Origin of the sequence: Zwartia hollandica (assembly GCF_019923725.1) — a bacterium.
GTDB lineage: Bacteria > Pseudomonadota > Gammaproteobacteria > Burkholderiales > Burkholderiaceae_B > Zwartia > Zwartia hollandica.
This window is the reverse complement of sequence record NZ_JAHXRI010000001.1, coordinates 270,865-296,101: the sequence shown is the minus strand read 5'-3', so window position 1 is coordinate 296,101 and position 25,237 is coordinate 270,865. Positions and strand designations below refer to the sequence as shown.

Annotated in this window: 24 protein-coding genes and 1 tRNA gene; 20 read left to right on the top strand and 5 right to left on the bottom strand. The window is 54.5% G+C overall.

What is annotated here, in order from left to right:
* The first annotated feature begins 8 nt into the window (after positions 1–8).
* Positions 9–1,043, top strand: a complete 1,035-nt coding sequence (gene tsaD, locus KZZ10_RS01390; RefSeq protein WP_259659696.1) for a tRNA (adenosine(37)-N6)-threonylcarbamoyltransferase complex transferase subunit TsaD — start codon at positions 9–11, stop codon at positions 1,041–1,043.
* Here the strand turns inward: tsaD and plsY are convergent.
* Positions 1,036–1,671: a glycerol-3-phosphate 1-O-acyltransferase PlsY gene (plsY, locus tag KZZ10_RS01385; protein ID WP_259659695.1), complete on the bottom strand. Its 636-nt coding sequence runs from the start codon at positions 1,669–1,671 to the stop codon at positions 1,036–1,038. The two genes, tsaD and plsY, sit on opposite strands and share 8 nt — an antisense overlap.
* Before the next feature lie 137 nt (positions 1,672–1,808).
* Here plsY and surE point away from each other — a divergent pair, with 137 nt between their 5' ends.
* Genes surE through rlmD form a run of 6 tightly spaced genes read left to right on the top strand, consistent with a single transcriptional unit; the run spans position 1,809 to position 6,883 of the window.
* On the top strand, positions 1,809–2,555 hold the full coding sequence (gene surE / locus KZZ10_RS01380) for a 5'/3'-nucleotidase SurE (protein WP_259659694.1): 747 nt from the start codon (positions 1,809–1,811) through the stop codon (positions 2,553–2,555).
* Positions 2,552–3,364, top strand: a complete 813-nt coding sequence (locus KZZ10_RS01375; protein ID WP_259659693.1) for a protein-L-isoaspartate(D-aspartate) O-methyltransferase — start codon at positions 2,552–2,554, stop codon at positions 3,362–3,364. Before surE ends, KZZ10_RS01375 begins: the two co-directional genes overlap by 4 nt.
* Before the next feature lie 17 nt (positions 3,365–3,381).
* The gene (locus KZZ10_RS01370) at positions 3,382–4,185 is read left to right on the top strand and encodes a peptidoglycan DD-metalloendopeptidase family protein (protein WP_375372524.1); all 804 of its coding nucleotides are present in this window, start codon (positions 3,382–3,384) and stop codon (positions 4,183–4,185) included.
* Between the two features lie 9 nt (positions 4,186–4,194).
* On the top strand, positions 4,195–4,968 hold the full coding sequence (locus KZZ10_RS01365) for a 3'-5' exonuclease (RefSeq protein WP_259659692.1): 774 nt from the start codon (positions 4,195–4,197) through the stop codon (positions 4,966–4,968).
* Between the two features lie 42 nt (positions 4,969–5,010).
* A complete protein-coding gene (locus KZZ10_RS01360) occupies positions 5,011–5,523 on the top strand; it encodes a Spy/CpxP family protein refolding chaperone (RefSeq protein ID WP_259659691.1) in 513 nt (170 codons plus the stop codon).
* A gap of 49 nt (positions 5,524–5,572) precedes the next feature.
* Positions 5,573–6,883 carry a 23S rRNA (uracil(1939)-C(5))-methyltransferase RlmD gene (gene rlmD, locus KZZ10_RS01355; protein ID WP_259659823.1) on the top strand — a complete coding sequence of 437 codons (1,311 nt, stop codon included), beginning with the start codon at positions 5,573–5,575 and terminating at the stop codon, positions 6,881–6,883.
* Here rlmD and argH read toward each other — a convergent pair whose 3' ends face one another.
* Entirely contained in the window at positions 6,884–8,299 is a 1,416-nt protein-coding gene (gene argH, locus KZZ10_RS01350; RefSeq protein WP_259659690.1) for an argininosuccinate lyase, read from the bottom strand. It lies immediately after the preceding gene.
* Positions 8,300–8,384: 85 nt separating this feature from the next.
* On the opposite strand from argH, the gene KZZ10_RS01345 reads away from it, so the two are divergent.
* The 12 genes from KZZ10_RS01345 (at position 8,385) to KZZ10_RS01290 (ending at position 22,207) form a co-directional block, all read left to right on the top strand.
* Positions 8,385–10,067 (top strand): NAD+ synthase, encoded by a 1,683-nt coding sequence (locus KZZ10_RS01345; protein ID WP_259659689.1) that lies wholly within the window; start codon positions 8,385–8,387, stop codon positions 10,065–10,067.
* Positions 10,064–10,402 carry a P-II family nitrogen regulator gene (locus KZZ10_RS01340; protein WP_259659688.1) on the top strand — a complete coding sequence of 113 codons (339 nt, stop codon included), beginning with the start codon at positions 10,064–10,066 and terminating at the stop codon, positions 10,400–10,402. The genes KZZ10_RS01345 and KZZ10_RS01340 overlap by 4 nt, the downstream gene beginning before the upstream one ends.
* Positions 10,402–12,027, top strand: a complete 1,626-nt coding sequence (locus KZZ10_RS01335) for a gamma-glutamyltransferase family protein (protein ID WP_259659687.1) — start codon at positions 10,402–10,404, stop codon at positions 12,025–12,027. The genes KZZ10_RS01340 and KZZ10_RS01335 overlap by 1 nt, the downstream gene beginning before the upstream one ends.
* Positions 12,028–12,175: 148 nt before the next feature.
* The gene (gene fdnG / locus KZZ10_RS01330; RefSeq protein ID WP_375372519.1) at positions 12,176–15,238 is read left to right on the top strand and encodes a formate dehydrogenase-N subunit alpha; all 3,063 of its coding nucleotides are present in this window, start codon (positions 12,176–12,178) and stop codon (positions 15,236–15,238) included.
* Between the two features lie 10 nt (positions 15,239–15,248).
* The gene (gene fdxH, locus KZZ10_RS01325; protein WP_259659686.1) at positions 15,249–16,124 is read left to right on the top strand and encodes a formate dehydrogenase subunit beta; all 876 of its coding nucleotides are present in this window, start codon (positions 15,249–15,251) and stop codon (positions 16,122–16,124) included.
* 11 nt (positions 16,125–16,135) lie between these two features.
* Positions 16,136–16,762, top strand: coding sequence for a formate dehydrogenase subunit gamma (locus KZZ10_RS01320; RefSeq protein ID WP_259659685.1), 627 nt, complete (start codon positions 16,136–16,138; stop codon positions 16,760–16,762).
* 86 nt (positions 16,763–16,848) lie between these two features.
* On the top strand, positions 16,849–17,790 hold the full coding sequence (fdhE, locus tag KZZ10_RS01315) for a formate dehydrogenase accessory protein FdhE (protein WP_259659684.1): 942 nt from the start codon (positions 16,849–16,851) through the stop codon (positions 17,788–17,790).
* A gap of 26 nt (positions 17,791–17,816) precedes the next feature.
* The gene (selA, locus tag KZZ10_RS01310) at positions 17,817–19,268 is read left to right on the top strand and encodes an L-seryl-tRNA(Sec) selenium transferase (protein WP_259659683.1); all 1,452 of its coding nucleotides are present in this window, start codon (positions 17,817–17,819) and stop codon (positions 19,266–19,268) included.
* Positions 19,265–21,220, top strand: a complete 1,956-nt coding sequence (gene selB / locus KZZ10_RS01305; protein ID WP_259659682.1) for a selenocysteine-specific translation elongation factor — start codon at positions 19,265–19,267, stop codon at positions 21,218–21,220. The genes selA and selB overlap by 4 nt, the downstream gene beginning before the upstream one ends.
* A gap of 32 nt (positions 21,221–21,252) precedes the next feature.
* Positions 21,253–21,349: transfer RNA gene (locus tag KZZ10_RS01300), tRNA-Sec, on the top strand.
* 25 nt (positions 21,350–21,374) lie between these two features.
* Positions 21,375–21,836, top strand: a complete 462-nt coding sequence (locus tag KZZ10_RS01295) for a glycine cleavage system protein H (RefSeq protein ID WP_259659681.1) — start codon at positions 21,375–21,377, stop codon at positions 21,834–21,836.
* Positions 21,833–22,207, top strand: coding sequence for a DsrE family protein (locus tag KZZ10_RS01290; protein WP_259659680.1), 375 nt, complete (start codon positions 21,833–21,835; stop codon positions 22,205–22,207). Before KZZ10_RS01295 ends, KZZ10_RS01290 begins: the two co-directional genes overlap by 4 nt.
* On the opposite strand, the gene KZZ10_RS01285 is transcribed toward KZZ10_RS01290, so the two are convergent.
* The gene (locus tag KZZ10_RS01285; protein ID WP_259659679.1) at positions 22,201–22,749 is read right to left on the bottom strand and encodes a chorismate--pyruvate lyase family protein; all 549 of its coding nucleotides are present in this window, start codon (positions 22,747–22,749) and stop codon (positions 22,201–22,203) included. The two genes, KZZ10_RS01290 and KZZ10_RS01285, sit on opposite strands and share 7 nt — an antisense overlap.
* 19 nt (positions 22,750–22,768) lie before the next feature.
* Here KZZ10_RS01285 and KZZ10_RS01280 point away from each other — a divergent pair, with 19 nt between their 5' ends.
* Positions 22,769–23,497, top strand: a complete 729-nt coding sequence (locus KZZ10_RS01280; RefSeq protein ID WP_259659821.1) for a pseudouridine synthase — start codon at positions 22,769–22,771, stop codon at positions 23,495–23,497.
* Positions 23,498–23,530: 33 nt separating this feature from the next.
* Here KZZ10_RS01280 and KZZ10_RS01275 read toward each other — a convergent pair whose 3' ends face one another.
* Both KZZ10_RS01275 and ugpQ read right to left on the bottom strand, forming a co-directional pair.
* Positions 23,531–24,388: a 23S rRNA (adenine(2030)-N(6))-methyltransferase RlmJ gene (locus KZZ10_RS01275; protein ID WP_259659678.1), complete on the bottom strand. Its 858-nt coding sequence runs from the start codon at positions 24,386–24,388 to the stop codon at positions 23,531–23,533.
* A 30-nt stretch (positions 24,389–24,418) separates the two neighbouring features.
* Positions 24,419–25,162, bottom strand: coding sequence for a glycerophosphodiester phosphodiesterase (ugpQ, locus tag KZZ10_RS01270; protein ID WP_259659677.1), 744 nt, complete (start codon positions 25,160–25,162; stop codon positions 24,419–24,421).
* Between the last annotated feature and the right edge of the window lie 75 nt (positions 25,163–25,237).

Here is a 25,237-nt window from a genome sequence, read left to right as displayed (position 1 = left end):
TTGATGTAATGATTATTCTGGGTTTTGAAAGCTCTTGTGATGAAACGGGTGTGGCGCTCGTATGCACCGAGCGCGGGCTGCTTTCTCATGCGTTGCATACGCAGGTGGCCATGCACGCTGCCTATGGCGGAGTGGTTCCGGAACTCGCCTCCCGTGATCATGTGCGTCGCGTCGTGCCGCTCACGCGTACGGTGTTGTTGCAAGCAGGCCTGAATCTGACTGATGTCGACGCGGTCGCCTATACGGCTGGACCGGGCCTTGCGGGTGCGTTGCTGGTGGGAGCAAGTGTCGCGCAGTCTATTGCCTGGTCCCTGAATTTACCCGCCATTCCGATTCATCACCTTGAGGGGCACCTGCTCTCGCCGCGCATGGTAGATCCGTGTCCAGAGTTTCCCTTTGTTGCGTTGTTAGTGTCTGGCGGACATACGCAGTTGATGCGTGTCGATGATGTGGGAGCCTATATCTTGTTGGGGGAAACCTTGGACGATGCGGCGGGTGAGGCCTTCGATAAAACGGCCAAGCTGCTTGGGTTGGGCTACCCCGGCGGACCGGCATTGGCGCGACTCGCCGAACAGGGGGACCCTGAACGCATCGTTTTGCCACGTCCGATGCTACACAGCCACAATTTGGATTTCAGTTTCAGTGGACTTAAAACGGCCGTGTTGACCCGGTTGCGGGATGTGCAGGCTTTGCATGGGCCAGTCACTGAGAGCATGCAGGCCGACTTAGCCGCGGCAACGCAGGCTGCTATTGTTGATGTGTTGGTGGCCAAGTCGGTTTCAGCGCTGGAGCAGACAGGACTCACGAGGTTGGTTGTCTCGGGTGGGGTGGGCGCAAATCGTTTGCTTCGTGAGCGTCTTGCGCAGCGTTTGGCAAAAAAGCGCGCACAAGTTTTTTTTCCACCGCTTGAATTTTGTACGGATAACGGTGCAATGATTGCTTTTGCAGCTGCACAACGGGTGTCACGCGGGCTCGTTGACCTGCGCGCTCCGCGCAGTCATGGCTTTGACGTGCGCCCTCGTTGGGATCTCGCCTCTATTTAGATGTTTTTTTTGCGCCTAGGCGTGGCTCAGTCCCCTGCAGCAGACGAGTGATATTTGCGCGATGTCGGTAGAGCAGCAGCAAGCCCATTGCGGAGAGTGCGAGGCTCATCGGTAAGGTTGCCTTCCAAAAATATTGTCCCGCGACGATGTAGATGAGTGGGGCTAGGAACGCGCTGACAATGGCCGCCAAAGACGAATACCGGAAAAAGACTGCTGTGCCAAGCCAGGCAGCCGCGGTGAGTAACGCCATGACCGGTTGGACTGCAATCAGAACCCCAAAAGCGGTGGCGACACCTTTGCCGCCTTTGAAGCCCAGAAATAGTGGGTAGAGATGTCCTAAAAACACCGCAAGGGTTACGCAGGAAAGAGTGATTGGATTGCTTGCCAATCCTGACGCAAACCAAACGGCAAACCAGCCTTTTGCAGCGTCTCCGACAAGAGTGAGCAGGGCGGCAGCCTTGTTGCCTGAGCGCAGCACATTAGTCGCACCTGGGTTGCCTGAGCCGTAGGATCTTGGATCAGCCAGGCCAAAAAGCTTGCTAAATACAACCGCGAAGGGGATGGAGCCCACTAAGTAGGCCCCGATCACTAAAGAGACTGCAAACAGCCAGTCGTTTGGTAGGCTCATTTGATGATATTCCCATGATGAAATCTGTTATCGGGATTCTAGCGCGACCTTGCGCTCATCCTATAAAAATAGCGGGTTAGTCGCCTAGCAGCGAGTACAATCCAACTTGATTCATAAAAGGTATTTAGTGCGCGCATATGCATATTTTGGTCTCAAATGATGACGGCTACACCGCCCCAGGGATCGAGGCTTTGGTGCATGCACTGCGCGATCTTGCTGAGATCTCTGTGGTTGCCCCAGAGGTCAACCACAGCGGCGCCTCTAATTCACTCACGCTAAGCAGGCCCTTGGCTGTGAGGAAGGCACCGAATGGCTTTACCTATGTGAACGGGACACCCTCGGACTGTGTGCACGTCGCGCTAACAGGTCTGCTCGACCGTCGTCCAGACCTCATCGTGTCCGGCATCAACAATGGTGCCAATATGGGCGATGACACCTTGTACTCGGGCACGGTTGCTGCCGCGGCAGAGGGCTATTTGTTCGGCATTCCTTCCATCGCTTTTTCACTTGTGTCTAAGGCCTGGTCCAATCTAGATGCTGCGGCGCAGTACGCACGGAGCATGGTTGCCCACCAACTGAAGAATCCAATCGCCGGTCCGGTGTTATTGAACGTCAATATCCCCGATTTGCCCTTTGGCGAAACAAAGGGTGTTCAAGCCACACGCCTCGGTAAGCGCCACCCTTCCCAGCCCGTGATTCCAACGAGTACACCCTCGGGCGAGACGGTCTACTGGATCGGCCCCTCGGGAGCGGCAAATGATGATTCGGAGGGAACAGATTTTTATGCTTTGCAGCGTGGCTATGTATCCGTCACGCCTCTGCGTCTTGACTTGACTCAGCAAGCGCAGGTCGATCAGATTGGTCGATGGGTCAATCCGCTATGAGCGAGCAGAGCCGTCATAAGCCTACACCGACGCCAGGGCGCTCAGCCTTGGGTGCGGGCAAAGGTTTGCATGGCATTACTGCAACGAACAGCAATACAAAAATATCAGCATCGCGCTTACGGACCTCGGCGACGCCACCACCGGCGGAAAGATCGGCTTTGGGCAATCAGGGGCTGAACTCAGAGCGTATGCGCACGGTCATGGTTGAAAGGCTGCTCGCGCAGGGCATCACGAATGACCGCGTGCTTGCAGCGATGCAGCTCGTGCCGCGCCACGCGTTTGTCGATGGTGCACTCGCTAGTCGCGCCTACGATGATGCCGCCTTGCCGATCGGGCACAGCCAAACTATTTCTCAACCGTGGGTAGTGGCACGAATGATTTCGATTGCAGCGGAGGTCGCTGGCGCGACAAAAGTACTCGAGGTTGGCACGGGTTGCGGCTACCAAGCGGCGGTGATGGCACAAGTTTTTTCGCAGGTGTACTCGATCGAGCGTATCCGGGCGTTGTACGATATGGCTAGAGAACATTTACGTACGTTAAAGCTTTCGCGGATTCGGCTTACGTATGGCGATGGAATGGCGGGGTTACCTAGTGCAGCCCCCTTTGATGCAATCGTTGTTGCAGCGGCTGGTTTGAAAGTGCCGCAAGCATTGTTGAGTCAGTTGGCAGTCGGTGGCATTTTGATTGCGCCGGAGGGGGCAGGTACGCAGCGTCTCGTTAAGATTCAGCGCACCGGGGTGGCAAATTGGGAAAGGCAAGAACTTGAAGAAGTTCGGTTTGTGCCGCTTAAAGCGGGGGTACAGACGTGATGACACAGGAGAAGAGAATGCAGGGTGGCTACAGATCCCACGATAAACAAGATGGTGAGACCGCAGGGGTTGTGCGTCATGGTGCCTCTCGATGGATGCTAGTAGCGTGTGTGGCTGCTGCTGCCTTAGTGGCGGGTTGTGCCAACCAGTCTGGATCGCGGGCGCCTGTTACGGACCTGAGCGGGTCTTCGGCCTCCTCGGCAGCGACCTACACCGTGAAAGCAGGTGACACCCTCAACAAGATTGCGCGGGCAACTGGCGTGTCAGAGGCAACGATTGCGCGACTGAATAAAATTTCCAACCCAAACCTGTTGGTTGTGGGACAAGTGTTGCGCTTGTCAGACGGAGCAGCGCCAGCACCCAAGCCTAGCAGCGCCGGAATGTCGCGTCCTGCACCGCAAGCGTCTGCATCGACCTCAAGTGAAAGCTCGCCACCTCCGCGCGCAGCGGATGCAGGGGTCATTAACTGGGGTTGGCCAGCCAAGGGCAAAGTGATTCAAGGTTTCACACCAGCGACTAAAGGAATTGACATTGCAGGCGCTGCTGGTGATGCGATCGAAGCGGCAGCGGGTGGCAAAGTCATGTACGCCGGGAATGGTGTAAGAGGGCTTGGGAACTTAGTCATCATTGAGCATAGCGATGGCTTCATCACTGCGTATGCACACAACCGTACGCTGCTGGTTAAAGCAGGGCAAGAGGTCAGGAAAGGTTTCAAGATTGCGGAAATGGGTCAGACAGACACAACCTCAGTCCGGCTTCACTTTGAGGTGCGTCGACAGGGCACGCCTGTAGATCCCCTGCAGTACTTGCCTGCGCGTTGATTGCTTGCGATGACGCCCACCCTTGTCTTTGACTTAGAAACTATTCCTGACATTGTTGGGTTGCGCCGTTTGAATGGCTGGTCCGCTGAGGTGCCGGATAGCGAGGTTGCGACGCGCGCCTTCGCTGCACGCAAAGAGATTACAGGGAGTGATTTCCTACCCTTGCATTTACATCGCGTCGCGGTTGTAGGCTGTGTCTTTCGCGATGACCAAGGCTTTCGGGTCAAGTGCTTAGGACAAGAAGATGACCCTGAGCCAGCGCTTCTGGCGGGTTTTTTCAAAACAATTGAACGTTACACACCAAAACTCATTAGTTGGAACGGCTCGGGCTTTGATCTCCCGGTGCTGCACTACCGCAGTTTGATTCATGGCGTTGCGGCCCCACGCTACTGGGATATGGGCGAGGAAGATCGCGACTTTAAGTACAACAATTATCTCAGTCGTTACCACACACGCCATCTCGACCTGATGGATGTGCTTGCAAAATATAACGGTCGCGGAAATGCACCCTTAGATGACTTGTCAAAGCTTTGCGGTTTTCCAGGCAAACTCGGTATGGATGGCAGCCAGGTATGGCAGGCGTGGACCGACGGTCGTGCAGCCGAAGTTCGAGCCTATTGTGAAACAGATGTCGTCAATACGTGGTTGGTGTATTGCCGTTTTAGACTTTTGCGCGGTGAACTCGACACCAAGTCTTATGATGCGGAAATTGAGCTCGTGCGCTCGACACTTGAACAAAGCACAGAGCCCCATTGGGCAGAATATCTCGCGGCATGGAAGTAATCGGTTTGTGCCGTATGCAATTTTTTGACAGGAGCGCTCGCTATGCGTCGCATTGCTACAGTTTTAATTTGTTCGGTTAAGGGCTTAGTTGCTCTGGCAACAATGACATCGTTGCTCTGGCTTGGTGCAACCCAAGCGCAGACCGCCGCGCCTAAAGCCCCTGCGGCGGCTAGCCAAGCCAGTACGCCATCCAGTTTGGGCGAGATTCCTGCGGCAGTGATTGCGCAGCTAGAACTCAATCCAGCACAAAAACAGAAACTCGATGCCGCGCATGACGCGCGTCGCACAATGTGGTCTGCTAACCGGAAGAGCCGTCAGGCCGAATATGCAGGTTTGACAGAGTTGCTCAACAATAAAGCCTTTGATCCACGCGAAGCGGTTGCCCTACGAAAGAAGACCCGCGCCGCGATTGATGCGCGCTTTGATGCTGTACAGGAAAAATGGCTAGCTTTTTGGGATGCCTTGAATGAAGGACAGAAAAAAGTGCTGGTTGCTTACATGAAGGAGCAGCACCTCAAACAAGGCACTGCCTCTGCGGCACGCGGTAAAGGCTAAGCTGCATTCAAGCTCTCCGCCCGTTTAAACAAATCATTTCGTTTTTATGATGACTTCAGATGTATTGCAGGTCGACGCTCTCGACCTCGAAGCCCGTGGCGTTGCTCGGCGCGAGGGCAAAGTTGTTTTTATTGAAGGGGCTCTGCCCACCGAGCGCGTCAGCGTGCATACGTTTAGGCGTAAGCCGTCTTATGAAGTCGCACGGGTTGAGCAGATTCACCGTTCTGCTGCACAAAGGGTCACCCCGCGCTGCCCGCACTTCGGTGTGTGTGGCGGTTGTCTGATGCAACACTTAGAGCCGAGCGCACAAGTTGCCATTAAGCAGCGCGCGCTCGAGGACGGCTTGTCGCATCTGGCGAATGTCAAACCAGCGCGCATGCTTGCGCCTTTGCATGGTCCTTACTGGGGCTACCGTTATCGTGCGCGCTTGGCAGTGCGTTGGGTAGCAAAAAAAGGGACGATTCTCGTTGGTTTTCATGAGCGAAAGAGTAGTTTCGTTGCAGATATCCGAACCTGCCATGTTCTTCCTGCGCATGTCGCTGCGTTGCTTGTGCCCTTACGCGGCTTGATCATGTCCTTATCTGCTCCCGATCGCTTTCCGCAAATTGAAGTGTCGGTGGGTGAGGCGGTAACAGCCCTCGTGCTGCGCCATTTGATGCCGTTAACAGAGGACGATCTTGTGCATTTGCGCCACTTTGCGCAAGAGCATGATATCCAGTGGTGGCTGCAGTCGAAAGGGCCCGATACAGTTCATGCACTTGAGCCTGAGCACGAGACAGCTTTAACGTACACGCTTCCAGAGTTCGGGTTGACGATGCCCTTTCGGCCAACTGACTTTACCCAAGTTAATCATCAAATAAATCGAGTGTTGGTATCGCGAGCGTTGAGCTTGCTCGAGCCCGCTCCGACCGATCGTATTGCTGACATGTTTTGTGGTCTGGGCAACTTTACCTTGCCGCTTGCGACCAAATGTCGTGAGGTGGTCGGTCTTGAGGGCAGCCCGGCCTTGACTCAACGTGCGCAGACTGCGGCAAACACATATGGACTGAAGCACGTGAGTTTTTCAACTCTCAATTTGTTTGAAGTATCTGCCCAGTGGTTGCAGTCGCTTGGGTATTTTGACCGTATGCTTATCGACCCTCCCCGAGAGGGTGCTTTGGCGCTAGCGCAAGCTTTGGTGCAAACGACCCCAGAACAACGCCCACGCCGCATTGTGTACGTATCGTGTAACCCGGCGACGCTTGCGCGGGATGCCGCAATCTTGGTGCACGAGGGTGGCTATCAACTTAGTAGCGCCGGCGTGGTCAACATGTTCCCGCATACGGGGCATGTTGAATCCATCGCCGTGTTCGACATCTAATCAGGAGAGCGCAGTCAAAATAGTTTGTGCTGCCCGTTGAACTTGTTCGGGCGCTGTGCCGCCGATGTGGTTGCGTGCGGCGACCGAGCCTTCTAGCGTCAAGACAGCATGTACATCGTCTTGTACTGAAGGATGGAATTTTTGTAATTCCGCCACGCTTAAATCGGCTAAGTCACAGCCTTTTGTTTCACATTCACGCACAGCATGAGCGACTGCCTCATGGGCGTCACGGAAAGGCACGCCGCGCTTGACAAGGTAGTCGGCTAAGTCGGTCGCTGTCGCGAAACCTTGCAACGCCGCAGCCCGCATATTGTCTGCCTTGACTGTGATGCCAGGCACCATATCCGCAAAGATTGTGAGCGTGTCGCGCACAGTATCCGCTGTGTCGAACAGGCCTTCTTTATCTTCTTGGTTGTCTTTGTTGTAGGCGAGTGGTTGCCCTTTCATGAGAGTCAGTAGCGCCACCAGATGGCCATTCACCCGACCTGTTTTGCCGCGCGCAAGCTCGGGAACATCAGGATTCTTTTTTTGCGGCATGATGGAGCTGCCTGTGCAAAAGCGGTCGGCCAGATCAATGAAACCAACGCGCGGGCTCATCCAAATCACGATTTCTTCCGACAGGCGTGATATATGCGTCATGATTAGGGCGCAGGCGCTGACAAACTCGATGGCGAAGTCACGATCCGATACGGCATCAAGTGAGTTCAGGCAGACTCCGTCGAAGCCCAACAGTTTCGCAACCAGCGGACGATCGATGGGAAAGCTCGTGCCCGCTAAAGCGGCAGCACCTAAGGGGAGGATGTTGACACGAGTGCGGCAGTCGATGAGACGCTGGGTGTCACGTCCGAACATCTCGGCGTAGGCCAGGAGGTGGTGGCCAAAAGTAACTGGCTGCGCGACTTGCATGTGCGTAAAGCCTGGCAATATCGTACTGGAGTGCTCAAGTGCGACGGTCGCCAACGCACGGCGTAATTGCTTGAGTAGTTCAATCAATTGATCAATTTGATCTCGTAACCAAAGCCGGATATCGGTGGCCACCTGGTCGTTACGGGAGCGGCCCGTGTGTAGACGTTTACCGGCATCGCCGACTAGTTCGACCAATCGTTTTTCGATGTTGAGGTGCACATCCTCCAGATCGAGCAGCCATATGAATGTGCCAGCTTGAATTTCGCTTTGAATTTGCGCCATGCCGCGTTCGATGTCTGCCCGGTCTTGGGGGCTGATGACTTTGACCGCTTCCAGCATCTGGGCGTGGGCGAGCGAGCCTTGTATGTCGAACATGGCCAGTCGCTTATCAAAGTCGACCGAGGCTGTGTAACGTTTGACAAGGTCCGAAACGGGCTCGGAAAAGCGGGCGGACCACGCTTGCCCTTTCTTGTCAAATTGGCTCTGATTGGAGTTTGGGTTATTTTTCATAGGGATAAATTATAGAACGGGGGCTTTAACCCTGTGTCCATGCGATAATTTTTTAACGTTACAACTCAAAAAGTCCGGAATCAACATGGCTGCGGTAAGGGTCGGCATTGCGCAATTAAACGCTTTGGTAGGGGATTTGGCTGGAAATGCCGCCCAAGTCCTCGAGGCTGCACGTCGTGCCCACGAGCAAGGAGCGCGCGTGCTTCTCACGCCTGAACTCATGCTAACCGGTTATCCGCCCGAGGATTTGCTCCTGCGCCCAGCATTTGTTGAGGCTTGCCAACGCGCGCTCGGGGAGCTTTGTCAGGATTTGGCAACGCTTAAGGGTATGCATGTATTGGTGGGCCATATTGTTGCGACCCCCGCGGGCCTGCGCAACGCGGCTTCGGTGTTGTGTGACGGAGCGGTGCTTGGCACTTATTTCAAGCGAGAGCTGCCCAATTATTCCGTCTTCGATGAAAAGCGTTATTTCACGCCTGGCGACCAGGCCCTGGTTTTTGTCGCCGGCGGGGTACGTTTTGGCGTCAATATTTGCGAGGATATCTGGCTCGCCGGATCGGCTGATCAAGCGCGTTCCGATGGCGCACAGGCTCTGTTAGTGCTCAATGCCTCCCCCTTCAGTGTGACGAAGCAAGCGCAGCGTGCTGACATCGCACAGCGTTGTGTGCAACGCACGGGCGTGCCGTTGTTCTATGCCAATATGGTTGGTGGGCAAGATGAGCTGGTGTTTGACGGGGCGTCCTTTGTGCTGGATGCCCAGGGGAATGTGTTAACGCGCCTTTCAGACTTTGGTCCAGACATGGGTTTTGTCGATGTCTATCCGGATGCTGCTGTGCAGGCTGTGGCCCAACCCCGCGGTGAGCAGCCTTTAACGATCGTCGCACCAGACTGCGTCGAGGCGCAAGTTTGGAGTGCACTCAAGCTGTGCTTGGCGGATTACGTCAAGAAGAATGGCTTTCGTTCGGTCATACTGGGGTTATCCGGTGGAATTGATTCGGCCGTTGTTTTAGCAATTGCTGTAGATGCGCTAGGTGCTGAGCACGTACACGCGGTCATGATGCCGTCGCGCTACACGGCCGATATTTCGCTGATTGATTCACGCGAGATGGTCAAGCGCCTTGGAGTCGATTATCGGGAAATCGCAATTGCGGGGCTGGCCAGTAACTTTGACGACATTTTGGGACCCATGTTTGCCGGACGTGCGCCCGACGCGACTGAGGAAAACATTCAAGCGCGCTTGCGGGGAATGTTGTTGATGGCTCTTTCCAATAAATTTGGCCATTTGGTGCTGACAACGGGTAATAAATCGGAGTTGTCGACCGGTTATTGCACGTTATACGGAGATATGGCTGGCGGGTTTGCCGTGCTCAAAGACGTGGCGAAGACCTTGGTCTACCGCATGGCTAAGTGGCGCAATCTGACCGGTGAAGTTATTCCGGATCGCATCATCACACGTCCGCCTTCAGCAGAGCTGCGTGAAGATCAAACGGATCAAGACAGTTTGCCGGAATACGAGGTGATCGATGCCATCATTGAGCGCTACGTTGAACAAAATCAGTCGGTGGCCCAGGTGATTGCCGCGGGTTACGCACCTGAGGCGGTCGAGCAAATTGTGCGATTGATTCGTATTAATGAGTACAAACGCCGTCAAGGACCGTTTGGCCCCAGAGTGACAGAACGAGCGTTTGGTCGCGATTGGCGGTATCCTTTATCTAATGGCTTTCGTGAAGCTACCTCACCACCCTTAAACGGACAGAACCCATCGTGAAGCAAGTCACTGCAATTATTAAGCCATTCAAACTTGATGAAGTGCGTGAGGCACTTGCCGAAGTTGGCGTGAACGGATTAACGGTCACTGAGGTGAAAGGTTTCGGGCGTCAAAAAGGTCACACCGAGTTATATCGTGGGGCCGAGTACGTCGTAGATTTCTTGCCAAAGATTCGTGTAGAGATGGTCGTGGCTGACGCTGCGGTTGATAGCGTCATTGAGGCGATTGTCAAAGCGGCGCGTACCGGCAAGATTGGTGACGGAAAGATTTTTGTATCGTCTGTCGAACAGGCAATACGTATTCGTACTGGCGAAAGCGGCGACGCGGCACTCTGATGAAACAATTTAACTGGAATAACCCTTATCCAACCATTCGGATACCGGTATTTGCGCGCAACGTTGTCTCCACCTCGCATCCTCTGGCTGCGCAGGCCGGTTTGCGGATGTTGCTCAAAGGGGGCAGTGCGGTTGACGCTGTGATCGCAGCGGCGGCAACAATCGCGTTAGTTGAGCCGGTCTCTTGCGGGCTAGGTGGCGATGCCTTTTCCATCGTCTGGGACGGTAAGACGCTACAAGGTTTGAACGCCTCGGGCTATGCGCCTGAGGCTTGGAATGTTGACTACTTTAAGAACAAGTACGGTGTCGGTGCAAATGGCTTGGCCCAGGCGCCCAAACGCGGCGTCGACGCAATTACTGTGCCTGGCGTAGTTGCGGGTTGGGCAGCCTTGCACGAGCGCTACGGAAAGCTACCGTTTGCTGATTTGATGGTTCCGGCCATTGAAATTGCAGAGCGTGGTTACGCTGTGCCGCCCGTGGTCGCACAGAAATGGGCGGCGGCCGTGCATGAGCTCAAAGACCAACCCGGTTTTGCGCATACCTTTATGCCGAATGGACGCGCGCCCAACGTAGGTGAGCGGTTTGTGTTTAAGGACGTCGCGCAAACGCTTCGCAAGATTGGAGCGACCAAGGGACGTGACCTTTACGAAGGTGAAACCGCTGAAAAGCTAGTTGCCTTCATTCGCGCCAATGGTGGCGCGCACACGCTGGACGATTTTCGTAGCTACCGTCCGGATTGGGTCACGCCCATCTCGAAGAATTACCGCGGTTATACGCTGCACGAGATCCCGCCAAATGGACAAGGTATCTCGGCGCTGATGGCGTTGGGCATGCTCGAACATTTTGATTTGTCGTCGCTTAAAGTCGATTCCGTTGAATCTCAACACATCCAGATCGAGGCGATGAAGCTTGCGATGGCAGATCTGTATCGCTATGTGGCCGACCCGCGCACGATGGAAGTCACGCCCGAGCAAATGCTCGATGATGCCTATTTGGCCTCCCGCGCCAAGTTGATTGATCCGAGCCGTGCCACACAGTTTCCCCCGGGCAATCCGTCCTCGGGTGGAACGATTTATCTCACCGCCGCTGATGAAAACGGCATGATGGTGTCTTTCATCCAGTCGAACTACATGGGGTTCGGTTCCGGGGTTGTGGTGCCTGGTACTGGCGTCAGTTTCCAGAATCGCGGTGTGGGTTTCTCAATGGACCCGAAATCCGCGAATGTGGTTGCTGGTCACAAAAGACCGTTCCACACCATTATTCCTGGCTTCCTCACGAAAGGTGGGGAGCCCGTGATGAGCTTTGGCGTGATGGGCGGCGATATACAACCGCAAGGCCATGTTCAGACGGTAGTGCGCATGCTGGACTATGACCAGCAACCGCAGGCTGCCTGTTGCGCACCGCGCTGGAAGCTCAATCGCGATTTCACCCTCGATGTGGAGTCCTCGATGCGTGCCCAAACGATTGAAGGCCTCAAGGGGTTAGGACATACCTTGAAGGCGATTGATGATCCTTACATGGACTTTGGTTCCGGTCAGTTCATCTGGCGCTTATCGCGCGATTTGGAAGATGGGTATGTTGTCGCAAGCGACAGTCGCCGGGACGGGCAGGCGGTCGGGTTTTAATTAAACGGTTGTAACGCATGACGAGCGGACTTTTAGGGTTTTCCCTAAAAGTCCGCTTTTTATTGAGTGTTGTGCGAATTTAGCTAGTTTTTAACGCGATAAGTCTTAAAATTACCACGTTGTTACAAAAAACCTAGGAGCCTTCAAAATGTCCCAAATTAAACTGACCCGGCGTCAGTTTTTTCAGGTGACCGGTGCAGGACTCGGAACTAGCAGCATGACCGTCATGGGTCTTGCGAATGCTGCTGATCCGGTGTTTAAGAAACCGAACAAACTTGAAAAGACAACAGAGACGCGTAGCACCTGTCCTTACTGTTCCGTGAGCTGTGGTGTATTGCTCTACAGCGCGAAAGACGCGCAGGGCAAACAGAAAGTGATGCACGTTGAAGGCGATCCAGATAATCCAGTGAATAAGGGCACCTTGTGTCCCAAGGGCGCTGGCTTGCTCGACATGATCGACAGTCCTGACCGTTTGCAATTTCCTGAAGTGCGTGAGCCAGGCAGCAAAGAGTTCAAGCGTATTTCTTGGGAAGAGGCGCTGACACGCATTGCCAAGCGAATGAAGGCTGATCGCGATAAGAATTTCGTCGCCAAGAATGCTGATGGCCTAACGGTGAACCGTTGGAACACCTTTGGTATGTTGGTGAGTTCTGCGTCGAACAACGAATCTGGCTATATGACTGCCAAGATTTTGCGTTCGATGGGCGTTGTAGCACTCGACACACAAGCGCGTATCTGACACGCTCCGACGGTGGCCAGTCTGGCCCCGACGTTTGGGCGCGGTGCGATGACCAACCATTGGGTTGACATCAAGAACGCCGATGTAGTGTTAATTATGGGCGGCAATGCAGCCGAGGCGCACCCTTGTGGTTTCAAGTGGGTGATTCAGGCTAAAGCTAAACGCGCAGCCAAGCTGGTTGTGGTGGATCCGCGTTTCACGCGTTCAGCAGCAGTCGCTGACTACTACGCGCCGATTCGTGTTGGTGCGGATATTGCATTCTTGGGCGGGCTGATTCATTACCTGCTTGAGAACAACAAGATCCACAAAGACTACGTGTTGAATTACACGAACGCATCTTTCTTGATTAATCCGGAGTTCGGATTCAAGGAGGGCATTTTCTCGGGTTACGACGAAGCCAAGCGCAGCTATGCGAAGGGGACTTGGACCTATCAAATGGAAGACGGATTCGCCAAAGTGGACACCACTTTGCAAGATCCAAATTGCGTCTTCCAACTGATGAAGAAGCATTTCTCGCGTTACACACCTGACCTCGTGAGCAGCATCACCGGTACACCTAAGGACCAGTTCCTGAAAGTGTGCGAAATGGTTGCTGCAACCTCCGCGCCTGACAAGACCATGACCATTTGTTATGCGCTGGGTTGGACACAACACTCGATCGGCTCGGAAAACATTCGTACGATGGCTATGATCCAGTTGCTCCTAGGCAACATGGGTATGGCCGGCGGCGGTGTGAATGCCTTGCGTGGGCATGCGAACGTACAAGGCATTACTGATATGTGCTTGTACTCCGAAGTGTTGCCAGGCTACCTGTCCGCGCCGCTCGAAGCGGACAAGACGTACGCGGATTACCGTAATGCGCGCACGCCCAAGGCGCTTCGGCCTAATCAGATGAACTTCCCGCAGAACTTCCCCAAGTGGTTTAACAGCTTGATGAAGGCCTGGTACGGCGACAAGGCAACGGCAGAGACGGATTTTGCCTTTGATTACCTGCCTAAGCGGGACGGTGCCTACGACATTCTGGCTATTTTTGAAAGAATGCACCAAGGCAAGATGGAAGGATTCATTTCCTCGGGCTTTAACCCCTTGGCCGCGGTTGCTAACAAGAACAAGATTGGCGCTGCACTGGCCAAGCTGAAGTACTTGGTGGTGATTGATCCTCTACAAACCGAGACGAGCGAGTTCTGGAAGAACTATGGCGAATTCAACGATGTTGATTCGTCCAAGATTCAGACAGAAGTGTTCCGTTTGCCAGCGACGTGTTTTGCTGAACAAGACGGTACCTTCACGAACTCAGGTCGTGTGATTCAGTGGCACTGGAAAGCTGCGGATGGTCCGGGTGAGTCGAAGTCCGACTGCGAGATCATGGCAACGCTCTTTAATAAAGTGCGTGATATGTACAAGAAAGAGGGCGGTGCATTCCCTGACGCCATCGTGAACTTGACATGGCCCTACGCTAACCCCAACAACCCAGATGCTGCCGAGCTCACGCGTGAGATTAGCGGTAAAGCCTTGGCAGACATTAAGGATGCTTCTGGTAAGGTGCTTGTTGCAGCGGGTCAGCAGGTTCCGGGCTTTGCGCTGCTGCAGGACAATGGCACGACAGCCTGCGGTAACTGGATTTACTCTGGCTGCTGGAGCCAGGCCGGTAACCTAACAGCGCGTCGTGATCCACGGGAGACCTCGGATCAAGGTTTGGGTCAGAGCGCCAACTGGGGCTTTGCCTGGCCGGCTAACCGTCGCATTCTTTATAACCGCGCTTCAACCGATCTCAGTGGTAAGCCTTGGGACGAGAAACGTACCGTGCTGAAGTGGTTGGGCGATCGTTGGGGTGGTAACGACATCCCCGATATGCGTCCCAATGCAAAACCTGAAGAGAACGTGATGCCGTTCATCATGAACCCTGAGGGTGTTGCTCGCTTGTTTGCGCCACAGATGGCGGAGGGTCCTTTCCCTGAGCACTACGAGCCGTTTGAAACACCGTTGGCACGTAACCCCATGCATCCCAACAACACGAAAGCCAAGTCGAATCCGGCTGCGCGTGTGTACAAAGGGGATATGGAAGTGTTTGGTTCACCCAAGGACTATCCGTACGCCGCTACGACCTATCGCTTGGTGGAACACTATCACTACTGGTCTAAGCATTCAAAGTTGAATGCCATTGTCCAGCCTGAGATGTTTGTTGAGATCAGCGAAGCTCTTGCAAAAGAGAAAGGTATCGCAAACGGTGACAAGGTAAAAGTGACCTCAGCGCGTGGTTTCGTTAATGCGAAAGCGGTCGTGACCAAACGCTTCAAGGGTATGAAAGTGGATGGACAGACGGTTTATCACGTTGGTATTCCAATTCACTACGGCTTCAAGGGCCAAACCAAGCAAGCACAGTTGGCCAATACCTTGACACCGTTTGTTGGTGATGCAAACTCACAGACGCCAGAATTTAAGGCGTTCCTTGTCAATATCGTGAAGGCTTAAGGAGAACGACATGGCTACTCAAGCACTACACGTCGTTGCTCAGTCCGCCACGACTATGACCCCCCCCGCTGCTGCGGCTAAAACCACGCATGTGGCCAAGCTGATCGACATATCGACCTGTATCGGCTGTAAGGCCTGTCAGGTTGCCTGTATGGAGTGGAATGAAACCCGTCCTGAAATCGGTATCAATGACGGCTCATACGACAACCCAGCAGAGTTAGGTCCAGCAGCATGGACTGTCATGAAGTTCAACGAGGTCGAAACCGCCACGGGTGGTTTGGACTGGTTGATCCGTAAAGACGGTTGTATGCACTGCGAGGATCCAGGCTGTTTGAAGGCTTGCCCAAGTCCCGGTGCGATTGTCAAACTTGACAATGGTATTGTGGATTTCAACTCTGACAAATGTATCGGCTGCGGCTATTGTGTCTCCGGTTGTCCGTTTGATGTCCCCAAGATTTCCGAAGTCACAAACAAGGCGACAAAGTGCACCTTGTGTTCGGATCGCGTCTCGGTTGGTCAAGAGCCAGCTTGCGTGAAGTCCTGCCCAACCCAGGCGCTGACGTTTGGCCCGAAGGAAGAGCGGATTCAATACGCAAACGAGCGCATCAAGGATCTGAACAGCCGTGGCTTTAGCAAAGCAGCGCTATACAACCCACAAGGTGTTGGTGGAACACATGTGATGTACGTGTTGCCACATGGCGATCGTCCCACTGAATACAGCGGCTTGCCGGCGAATCCAACGATCTCGCCGACGGTCAGTATTTGGAAGGGAATCATGAAACCAATCGCTCTGCTGACCATGGCTGCGACCGTATTTGCTGGCGTGATTCACTACGCCATCAAAGGTCCGGACAAGGTTGAAGACGACCATGATCCTAAGGCTTAAGGAGAACCATCATGTCTAACGAAAATGGTTTGGTGCGTTACAGTGGTTCGGATCGTGCGAACCACTGGATCGTCGCACTGCTATTTGTTCTGGCTGCTTTGTCGGGCCTCGCGCTCTTTCATCCTTCCATGTATTTCTTGGTTGGTCTGTTTGGCGGCGGCTCTTGGGCACGCATCCTGCACCCATTCATCGGTGTGGCGATGTTCGTCTTGTTTGTGGGCATCATGTTCAAGTTCTGGCATCACAATGTCCTGAATGCGAACGATCGCAAGTGGCTTGGCCAGATTGGCGATGTGCTCAATGGGCATCACGAGAAACTGCCAGAGGTTGGTCGCTATAACGGCGGCCAGAAGCTCGCGTTCTGGGTAATGGTTGTTTCGATGCTCTTGCTTACCGTGTCGGGCTTTGCCTTTTGGCGCCCATACTTTTCACATTACGTTCCCGTGGATGTGAATCGTGTTGCTGCGCTTGTGCATGCGTTTTCGGCTTGGGTATTGATCCTGACCATCATCGTGCACGTGTATGCCGCAATTTGGGTTCAGGGTACGATTGGCGCCATGCGCACGGGTATCGTGAGCCGAGCATGGGCGCGCAAGCACCATCCAGGCTGGTTCAAGGAAGTTACAGGCGGTAAGTAACCCGATCCGCTTTGCGGACTCGTAGGGGAAACCAAGGGGAAGACTGATATTCTTCCCCTTGTTCTTTTAGTGATTGAGATAAAGAAATGACTGTATCTGCGATTAAATTGATTCAACCTGGTGAAATCCAGGGGATGCCTGAAGACGATACGCCACTATTGGTGGTGATGGACGCTCGGCAGGCTTTCCAAGATCGCGCGACTCGGCTAGCTCAGTTGGCGGCGACGCACACGGACTCTGCTTGGTTGGGATTTTGCGCACAGCTCGCGCAGGCGCAGGTGGATGCGTTGGGTTCGGTTGAAACGGTCGCGCTAGATGAGACGGTTGTCCAAGAATCCTTTAAGCATTCGGTACCACCCTTATCAATTTCTACCTGGAAGCCTGACGCGCGCTGGTCCGTGGTTTTGGCGGCGCTCGAAGCATCACTGCGCAAGCAGGGCTTGCCGGACGGTGTACGCGCAGCGCTCGATCGGTTGGTCGCGCTTCCCCTTTCTGAGCAACATAAGCAGGCTCAAGCCTTGCTGGCGGCAGAAGAACAATTGGTGGCGGCTGACTTGGCACCGTTTATCGGCGCTGCGTTACAACTGCTCTGGACCTGCGAGGCCAAGCTGGTGTCGAGCTTTACGCACTTGCATAAAGGCGAGAATGGGTTGTGCCCGGTTTGTGGCTCGCACCCCGTCACCAGTGTATTGCGCGTGGGTGATCGTGATGGTCATCGCTATCTAGTTTGTTCGCTGTGTGCGTCGGAGTGGTATGCACCGCGTGCGCGTTGTACAAATTGTGACACACCGAAAGAAGTGTCGCGTTTGGGTGAAACGCCTGACAGTCTTGTGCAAGGCGAGTGCTGCGATGATTGTGGTGGTTACATCAAAATCATGTTTCAATCGAAAGAGCCGTTGATGGATCCGAGTGCTGACGACTTGGCCACGTTAAACCTCGATCTTGCTTTAGCCTCTGAGGGTTATCAGCGAACGGGTAGAAATTTGTTTTTTGTGACGGGTCAGGATGAGCCGTCAAAGAGTGACTAGCCTACACACCAACATGTGATCTCAATATGAAACCTCAGTCCGTGGCGCGTGCGCCCGTGTCAGTGTTGCTCGCCCAGCTTCCTTCTGTCGATAAGCTGCTGTTGTCTGACCCAGCCACCGCCTGGGTTACGCAGTATGGGCGCGATGAGTTATTGCGTTGTATTCGTCTGGTCTTAGACGCAATCCGCAAAAAAATCAGTTCTAACGATCTCGATGCTGTACCTTCTGATCAATCATTGCATGCCCTGATTGATGCACGCTTGGTCGCTCGTGCCCGTCCCAATCTGCGTCGTGTGATTAACCTCACCGGGACAGTACTACACACGAACTTAGGGCGGGCGGTCATGCCCGATGAGGTGATCGCTGCGATGGCGAGCGCTGCCGCAGAGCCGTGCGCGCTCGAGTATGACCTCGGTGAAGGCAAACGCGGTGACCGCGATGAGCTGGTTGAGGAACTGCTCTGCGAGCTAACGGGTGCAGAGGCCGCAACCGTCGTGAACAATAATGCAGCAGCTGTTTTTCTTTTGCTCCATGCGTTATCCAATCGCAAGGAGACCATTGTTTCGCGCGGTGAGTTGATCGAGATTGGAGGCGCTTTTCGTATTCCCGACATCATGAAGCGCGCAGGGGCACGGCTCGTTGAAGTCGGTACGACGAACCGCACGCATGCTCGTGATTTCGCTGAGGCGATCGGCCCGAAGACCGCGCTTGTGATGAAGGTGCATACGAGTAACTATGTCGTTCAAGGCTTCACTGCAGAAGTGCCTGAGAATGAGTTAGCCAAGATTGCGCACGAGCGAGAGGTGCCATTTGTGGTGGATCTCGGTTCAGGTACGTTGGTCGATCTGACACAGTTTGGGTTGCCAAAAGAACCTACCCCGGCCGAGGCGATTGCAGACGGCGCCGATTTGGTGACCTTTAGTTGCGATAAGTTGTTAGGTGGTCCGCAGGCGGGCATTTTGGTCGGACGTAAGGATCTTATCCAACGCATCAAAAAAAATCCGCTTAAACGTGTCTTGCGTGTCGGAAAAGTCACCCTGGCTGCGTTGGAGTCGGTGTTGCGGATGTACCGAAATCCTGCGACCTTACCCGAGCGGGTGAAAGTCATTCAGTTATTGACGCGCACGGCGTCGTCGATGCAAGCACAAGCGGATGGTCTGATTCCTGCTCTTGAGGAGGCGCTCGCCGGCTGCGGGTTAAGCATTGCCGCGCAGGCGGTAAAGTCTCAAATTGGTTCGGGTTCTTTGCCTGTCGAGCGGCTGCCCTCCGTTGCGTTGGCGATCTCAGCTGTTGATCGTTCCTATGAGAAAAGGGTCGTTCGCTTGGAGCGGCTCTTGAGAGGTTCAGACATTGCGGTGATCGGGCGTTTGTCCGATAAGACTTTGTTGTTAGATTTGCGCTGCCTCACCGAAGATAAAGTCACGGTGTTGCGCGATACGATGCTGGCTGCCGCACAGCGGTTGGCCACCACAAAATGATTATCGGTACGGCGGGTCATATCGATCACGGCAAGACCTCGCTGGTAGAGGCCTTGACGGGTGTCAACGCAGACCGGCTGCCTGAAGAAAAGGCGCGCGGCATCACCATTGACCTCGGCTTCGCCTACGCACCGACTGCGTCGGGCTCGGTCGTAGGCTTTGTGGATGTACCGGGTCATGAAAAATTTGTGCATACGATGGCAGCCGGTGCGATCGGGATGGATCATGGGTTGCTGGTTGTTGCGGCCGATGACGGCTTGATGCCGCAGACGCGTGAGCATTTACGCATACTTGACTTGCTTGGTGTCCCCCAACTGTCGGTTGCCATCACAAAAATAGATTTGGTCGACGCTCAGCGTGTGCAAGCCGTTACACGCGAAGTGCTTGACCATGTTGGGCTGACGCGCTTTGGTGAAGTTGAGGCTTACCCGGTCTCCGTTCGTACCCAAGCTGGTGTTGCGGCGTTACAAGCAGCGCTGTTTGCGTTGAGGTTGAGCCAGCCTTCCGAAGCTCCTAGCTATTTCCGTCTCGCGATTGACCGCGTTTTTGTTGTGAAGGGGATGGGTGTTGCCGTGACGGGTGCAGTGATCGCCGGCCGTATTGCTGTGGGGGATCGGGTACGACTTGCGCATGCCGGGCTTGAGGCGAGGGTACGCTCCATTCATGCGCAGAATCAGTCGGCACAGCAGGCAACCGTAGGCGAGCGTTGCGGCATCGTATTGTCGGGTGTGGATGTTGAGCAAGTCACGCGTGGTGACTGGCTTGTTGGGCCAGAGCTCGACCTACAGACTGTGCGTGTAGATTGCCTACTGTCTGTTCCCCACGATGCAGAGCGTGTGATCAAGGATGGTGAACTCGTGTTGTTGCATCATGGTTGCCAACAAGTTTCGGCACGGTTGATTTTATTGGATCGTGGACAGATCGGCGCTGGACAAGAGGCCTGGGCACAAATTGTATTGGATCGGCCTCTTGCGCTCTGTTGGCAGGATCGGCTCGTGTTGCGTGACGCGAGTGCACGCCATACGTTGGCGGGCGCGCAAGTCATGGATATCGCACCACCTGTGCGTGGGCGGAAAAAGCCAGAACGCTTCGATGTGTTGGCTACGTTGCAGCAAGCTGATCCAGTCACTGCTTTGCTCGGTCTGATGGACCGCGCTCGTGGCCCTCTGGATCTCACGCATTGGGCGGCTGCGATGAACCGCAGTGCCGAGCTGCTCTTGCGTGCGCTTGAGCCGAGGCTTGCTCTACAGTTGCAGGATGGTGCGCATCAGTTAATTTTGGGTATGGAGGCGCAGTCGGGGCTGACCGAACGTGTGCGCGCTTGCCTTGATGCTTTTCATATATCTGATCCGGACGAGCCAGGGCTTGCGTTTGAGCGTTTGAGGCGGATGGCTGTGCCGGACCTGCAAGCTTCTGTTTTTAAGGTTTGGTTGACGGCGCAGATTAGTGCGGGGACATTTGCCCTGACTGGAAGCTTCGTCCACGCCGTTGGACATAAAGTCGAGCTTTCCGGTCCCGAGCGTATCTTGTGGGAGCGCGCGCTTCCTAAGCTTTTGGATGGAGAGTTTGATCCTCCCTGGGTGCGCGACGTGGCTCTGATGGTGAGTGCGAGCGAGGAGGAGGTCCGATTGCTGTTTAAAAAGCAGGCTCGTACCTCAGCACTGACCCAGCTGGTGAAGGATCTGTTCTATCCTGACGCAACGATGTCTAGAATGGCGGATATGATTCGAGAAACCGTAGGCGAACAGGGCTTCGTGAGCGTGATCAATTTCCGTGACAAGCTTGGAATCGGACGCAAGCGAGCCATTCAGATTCTCGAGGCCTTCGATCGCGTTGGGCTGACACGCCGTTTAGTGAGCTTAGGTCGAACCGGTCGCGCGGTAGAAAAGGATCATAGAATACTTAGAAATGCAGCGCTTTTTCGTGGCGCGCAGCAAGACGTACAGCCTTAAGTGGTACGTGTTGGTTTAATGTGTGGTGTGTAGGAAGAGTGTCGCTCCCGGGTGGGACGTCCGGACTTCAAATCCGGGAATGGCTGTCGTACAGTCCTTGGTGGGTTCGACTCCCATACTCTTCCGCCAATTCTTTGCTTGACGGAGTGTGTGTGTGGCTGAAGTTCGAGGGTGCGAGTTTCCAGACGATTTAAGTTACGACCAAGAGCTCAATGTCTGGTTTCGAGACTTGGGCGCTGGGCAATTTGAAGCTGGGCTCACGTCCTTTGGTCTAGCGCTAGTCGGGGAGCTGTACATGTTCAATCCGCGCCCAGTGGGTCGTGAGATTGAAGCGGGCAAGGCTTTCGCTCTTGTCGAGGTGGCGAAAACGGTGTTGTCGGTTCGCGTGCCTTTTGCCTGTGAGGTGGTAGAGATTAATGAGCCCTTGACAGCAACTCCTATGAAGATCAGCCGCAGCCCGTACATGAACTGGTTGTCACGACTTGCGGTGTCGGATGTGGCGGCAGCGCATACCTGTTTGTTAAAAGGCACGGGGGTGTCTGTACGAGCGACCGAGTTGATGGATTTGCATCAAATGACTTCGTTTGCTGACTTCAAACCTGATCAGGGCGCATGATGAGGTTGGTCATTCAGCTCTGGCAAAGTGGCACGCACGACGCTCAGCATAGTGCGACCCCTTTCATGATCGCGGCGAGTGCCGCGGCGATGGATGTTGAGGTTTGCATACACGCCCTAGGATCAAGCGTTGAGCTTTTTGAACAGAGCAATCACGCGAGGCACACTCCAGTTGCGCCGCTCGGTCGGGCGCTCTCTGCTTATATCGATGATGCATTACGTAGCGGTGTGCGTGTCGCGCTTTGCTCAACGGCGATGCGTGATCGTGCTCTCGCCCCCGCTGACATGATTCCTGATGCAACGGAGATAATCGGAATGGTCAGTATGCTTGAGCTCGCACTCGATCCGACGTGTAAGGTTCTAGTCTATTGAGCTTGCCGCCAAAACTCAGGTAGAAAGCACTCGGCCACGAGCAAGGGTTGACCAGAGCGCCAAAATACTGAACGGCGGGCGAGCAAAGTATGCGTCACGGGCTTTGTTAGGTTGCGCTGTACTGTCTGAAACAATGCACTACGGCGACCTAAACGTGCGACTTCAAAATCTGAGCGATGAATTGAGGCATCCTGGTAGAGCATGTCTGCTAAAGGGCGCGTGCGCAATCGTCGGATCCCTTGCCAGACGCCGTGCGATGGACCCAAGGGTGTCAGGCTGCGCGCTACGACACAGTCTTGACCGCCTAGGCGCATCGCAACCTCCCGGACCCAAGCCGGTTGACCCACAGCTAAGCCAATTAGACTGCTATCCTCCCTAGTCAGTGGACGGACTTTCTCTGAGAGCACGCGCAAGTCTAGTGCACCTAACTGTCGTAGGGCAGCAGTGAGGGCGCCAGGACGCATGAGCCAGTTTTTCTGGCAGATGGTAAGTGCAGGAGGCGGGGTGTTACGCCAACGAAGGCCTGAAGGTGAGGGCTGCATGGCTGTATTATCGCAACTTATGGAAAAAGTGCGGATTTCGAAACTGATGGCGGAGCGCGGAATGTGTTCCCGCCGAGAGGCTGACAGCTACATTGAGCGCGGGTGGGTAAAGGTCGATGGTGTGGTGGCGACTCTGGGTGAGCGCGCGACCGCTTCTCAGACCATCACTCTTGATAAAAATGTTGCTTCGCAACAGAGCGCGCGCGTCACAATTTTGATCAACAAGCCAATGGCCTATGTTTCGGGCCAAGCTGAAGACGGCTATACACCCGCTGTGGCGCTCATCACGGCTGCAAATCGCTCGCGTACCGACCGCAGCCCTTTGCGCTTTGACCGTAACCAGCTTCGTGGCTTAGCGGTCGCTGGTCGCTTAGATATTGATTCGACCGGTCTTCTTGTGCTGACACAGGACGGTCGCGTCGCACGCACTCTGATTGGCGAAGACTCTGAGGTTGAGAAAGAATACCTAGTTCGGGTGCAGGGAAAGTTGCGTCCCGGTGGACTAGAGTTACTCAATGAAGGTTTGTCCCTCGATGGTAAGCGCTTAAAGCGGGCGCAGGTACAGTGGCAAAACGACGATCAGCTTCGATTTGTCTTGCGTGAGGGGAAGAAGCGACAAATTCGACGTATGTGCGAGCTAGTCGGTCTGACCGTTTTAGGTCTCAAGCGTGTGCGGATTGGCCAAGTGATGTTGGCGGACCTACCCGTCGGACAATGGCGCTACCTTGCCGCACACGAGCGTTTTTAACGCACACCAAACACAGTCGTATGCTTGTCGTCCTTATTTGTCTAGAAAGTCCAACTTGTACGCGGCGCGAGCATCAACCCCAAGGTGGCTAACTAACCACGGTAAGGTTTGTTTGAGTTCGGCGTTGAGCGTCCACGGCGGGTTGATGACAAACATCCCGCTACCATAAAGACCTAGTCCATCAGGTGCTGGTTTTTGTATTGACAGGCTCGCATGGGTCCAACTTTTGCCGGCCAGACGTTCGAGTTGTCGAGGTAAGTCCTGCGCTTCTCGGCGTAACACTTGGGGATACCACACGGCATAGCAACCTGTTGGAAAGCGCGCAAGCGCATCTTTCAGTGTGACGACAACTTGTCGATAGTCGTTTTTATCTTCGTAGGAGGGATCGATTAGGACGATCGCTCTGCGGCTTGGTGGGGGAATGTGCGCCTTCAGGCCAGCGAAGCCGTCTTCGGCGTACATGTTTGTTTGGCGAAGACTTTGGGTGCCGCGATGCTCGACGTTCATCCGAAGGATGTCCGCTTCGCTAGGGTGCATTTCGAAAAGGCGCAGCTTGTCCTGTTCCCGGCAGCTTTCGAAAGCGATCCACGGCGAACCCGGGTAGATGCGTAACTCACCGTCAGGGTTCAAGCCTTTGATCACGTCAAGATAATGCAATACAGCAGCGGGTGGATTTTTCGCACCCCAGACTGACGCAATGCCGCCTAAGTATTCTCCCTTTTTTTGTGCCCACTGTCCTTCTAGGTCATATAGGCCAGCACCTGCATGTAGGTCGATGAACCAGTAAGGCGTGTCCTTTTGATTGAAATAACGGAGAATTTGGGTCAAGACAATGTGCTTGAGCACATCGGCATGATTGCCCGCGTGGAAGCCGTGGCGGTAACTGAACAATGTATTCTCCGGAGCAATTAATACAAGATACTACTTAGGGTGGATACGATCGATTGCATCAGTGATGACGGCGTCAACGCCCCAGCCCAACAATTCGTTTGCTCGAACCGGGTCGTTAACGGTCCAAACAGCCAAACGTAGGCCCTGGTTACGCAGTTCGGCGATCAATGCTTTCGTGACGAGTGTGTGTTTCAGGTGTAAGGATACGCACTCAAGTTCAGCCAAGGCTTGTTGCCACCCGGCACTGAGGGTGTCAGTAATCCAGCCTCGAGGCAGCGAGGGTGCCGCTTGTTTGGCCGCGCGTAGGCTTTCAAGTGAAAAAGACGAAAGCAGGGGGGGCGGCGAGACACCAGACCAGAGTGTTTGGGCTAGCTCCGCCACACGCATGCCTGTCACGGTTTCAAGTCCAGGGGTAGGCTTGATTTCGATGTTACTGGCCATTCCTACCGCTTGGGTATATCGAGCGATGGCGCCAAGCGTCGGAATTGCTTCGCCTGCAAAGGATGGGGCAAACCAACTACCGGCGTCAAGAGTCGCCAAGGCCGCAAAATCCAGGTCACCGGCGGCTCCCTTGCCGTTCGTCGTCCGATCCAGGGCGGCATCATGCAACAAGATCGCAACCCCGTCTTTGGACAATTTAACGTCGTATTCAGCCATTTTGTAGCCGAACTGGGTCCCGGCACGCAGGGCGCTAAGGGTATTTTCTGGTGCGAGCGAGCCGCCGCCCCGATGGGCGACAAGCTGGGGGTATTGCCAAGTTTGGGAGGGAGTCATCGAAAAACATGTAGTAGCTGCGGGGTAAGGGCACAAGCATAACGCACTGGGTGGTAAACTTGCCCCCGCTCAGTC

Bases quoted from the DNA above. Each gene is read 5' to 3' on its own strand.
- KZZ10_RS01370 (WP_375372524.1), top strand. From the start codon at position 3,382: ATGCAGGGTGGCTACAGATCCCACGATAAACAAGATGGTGAGACCGCA.
- KZZ10_RS01360 (WP_259659691.1), top strand. From the start codon at position 5,011: ATGCGTCGCATTGCTACAGTTTTAATTTGTTCGGTTAAGGGCTTAGTT.
- KZZ10_RS01280 (WP_259659821.1), top strand. From the start codon at position 22,769: ATGGAAAAAGTGCGGATTTCGAAACTGATGGCGGAGCGCGGAATGTGT.
- KZZ10_RS01375 (WP_259659693.1), top strand. From the start codon at position 2,552: ATGAGCGAGCAGAGCCGTCATAAGCCTACACCGACGCCAGGGCGCTCA.
- argH (WP_259659690.1), bottom strand. From the start codon at position 8,299: ATGAAAAATAACCCAAACTCCAATCAGAGCCAATTTGACAAGAAAGGG.
- KZZ10_RS01345 (WP_259659689.1), top strand. From the start codon at position 8,385: ATGGCTGCGGTAAGGGTCGGCATTGCGCAATTAAACGCTTTGGTAGGG.
- KZZ10_RS01290 (WP_259659680.1), top strand. From the start codon at position 21,833: ATGATGAGGTTGGTCATTCAGCTCTGGCAAAGTGGCACGCACGACGCT.
- selB (WP_259659682.1), top strand. From the start codon at position 19,265: ATGATTATCGGTACGGCGGGTCATATCGATCACGGCAAGACCTCGCTG.
- selA (WP_259659683.1), top strand. From the start codon at position 17,817: ATGAAACCTCAGTCCGTGGCGCGTGCGCCCGTGTCAGTGTTGCTCGCC.
- fdhE (WP_259659684.1), top strand. From the start codon at position 16,849: ATGACTGTATCTGCGATTAAATTGATTCAACCTGGTGAAATCCAGGGG.
- ugpQ (WP_259659677.1), bottom strand. From the start codon at position 25,162: ATGACTCCCTCCCAAACTTGGCAATACCCCCAGCTTGTCGCCCATCGG.
- surE (WP_259659694.1), top strand. From the start codon at position 1,809: ATGCATATTTTGGTCTCAAATGATGACGGCTACACCGCCCCAGGGATC.
- KZZ10_RS01335 (WP_259659687.1), top strand. From the start codon at position 10,402: ATGAAACAATTTAACTGGAATAACCCTTATCCAACCATTCGGATACCG.
- KZZ10_RS01365 (WP_259659692.1), top strand. From the start codon at position 4,195: ATGACGCCCACCCTTGTCTTTGACTTAGAAACTATTCCTGACATTGTT.
- tsaD (WP_259659696.1), top strand. From the start codon at position 9: ATGATTATTCTGGGTTTTGAAAGCTCTTGTGATGAAACGGGTGTGGCG.
- fdxH (WP_259659686.1), top strand. From the start codon at position 15,249: ATGGCTACTCAAGCACTACACGTCGTTGCTCAGTCCGCCACGACTATG.
- KZZ10_RS01320 (WP_259659685.1), top strand. From the start codon at position 16,136: ATGTCTAACGAAAATGGTTTGGTGCGTTACAGTGGTTCGGATCGTGCG.
- rlmD (WP_259659823.1), top strand. From the start codon at position 5,573: ATGACTTCAGATGTATTGCAGGTCGACGCTCTCGACCTCGAAGCCCGT.
- KZZ10_RS01285 (WP_259659679.1), bottom strand. From the start codon at position 22,749: ATGCAGCCCTCACCTTCAGGCCTTCGTTGGCGTAACACCCCGCCTCCT.
- plsY (WP_259659695.1), bottom strand. From the start codon at position 1,671: ATGAGCCTACCAAACGACTGGCTGTTTGCAGTCTCTTTAGTGATCGGG.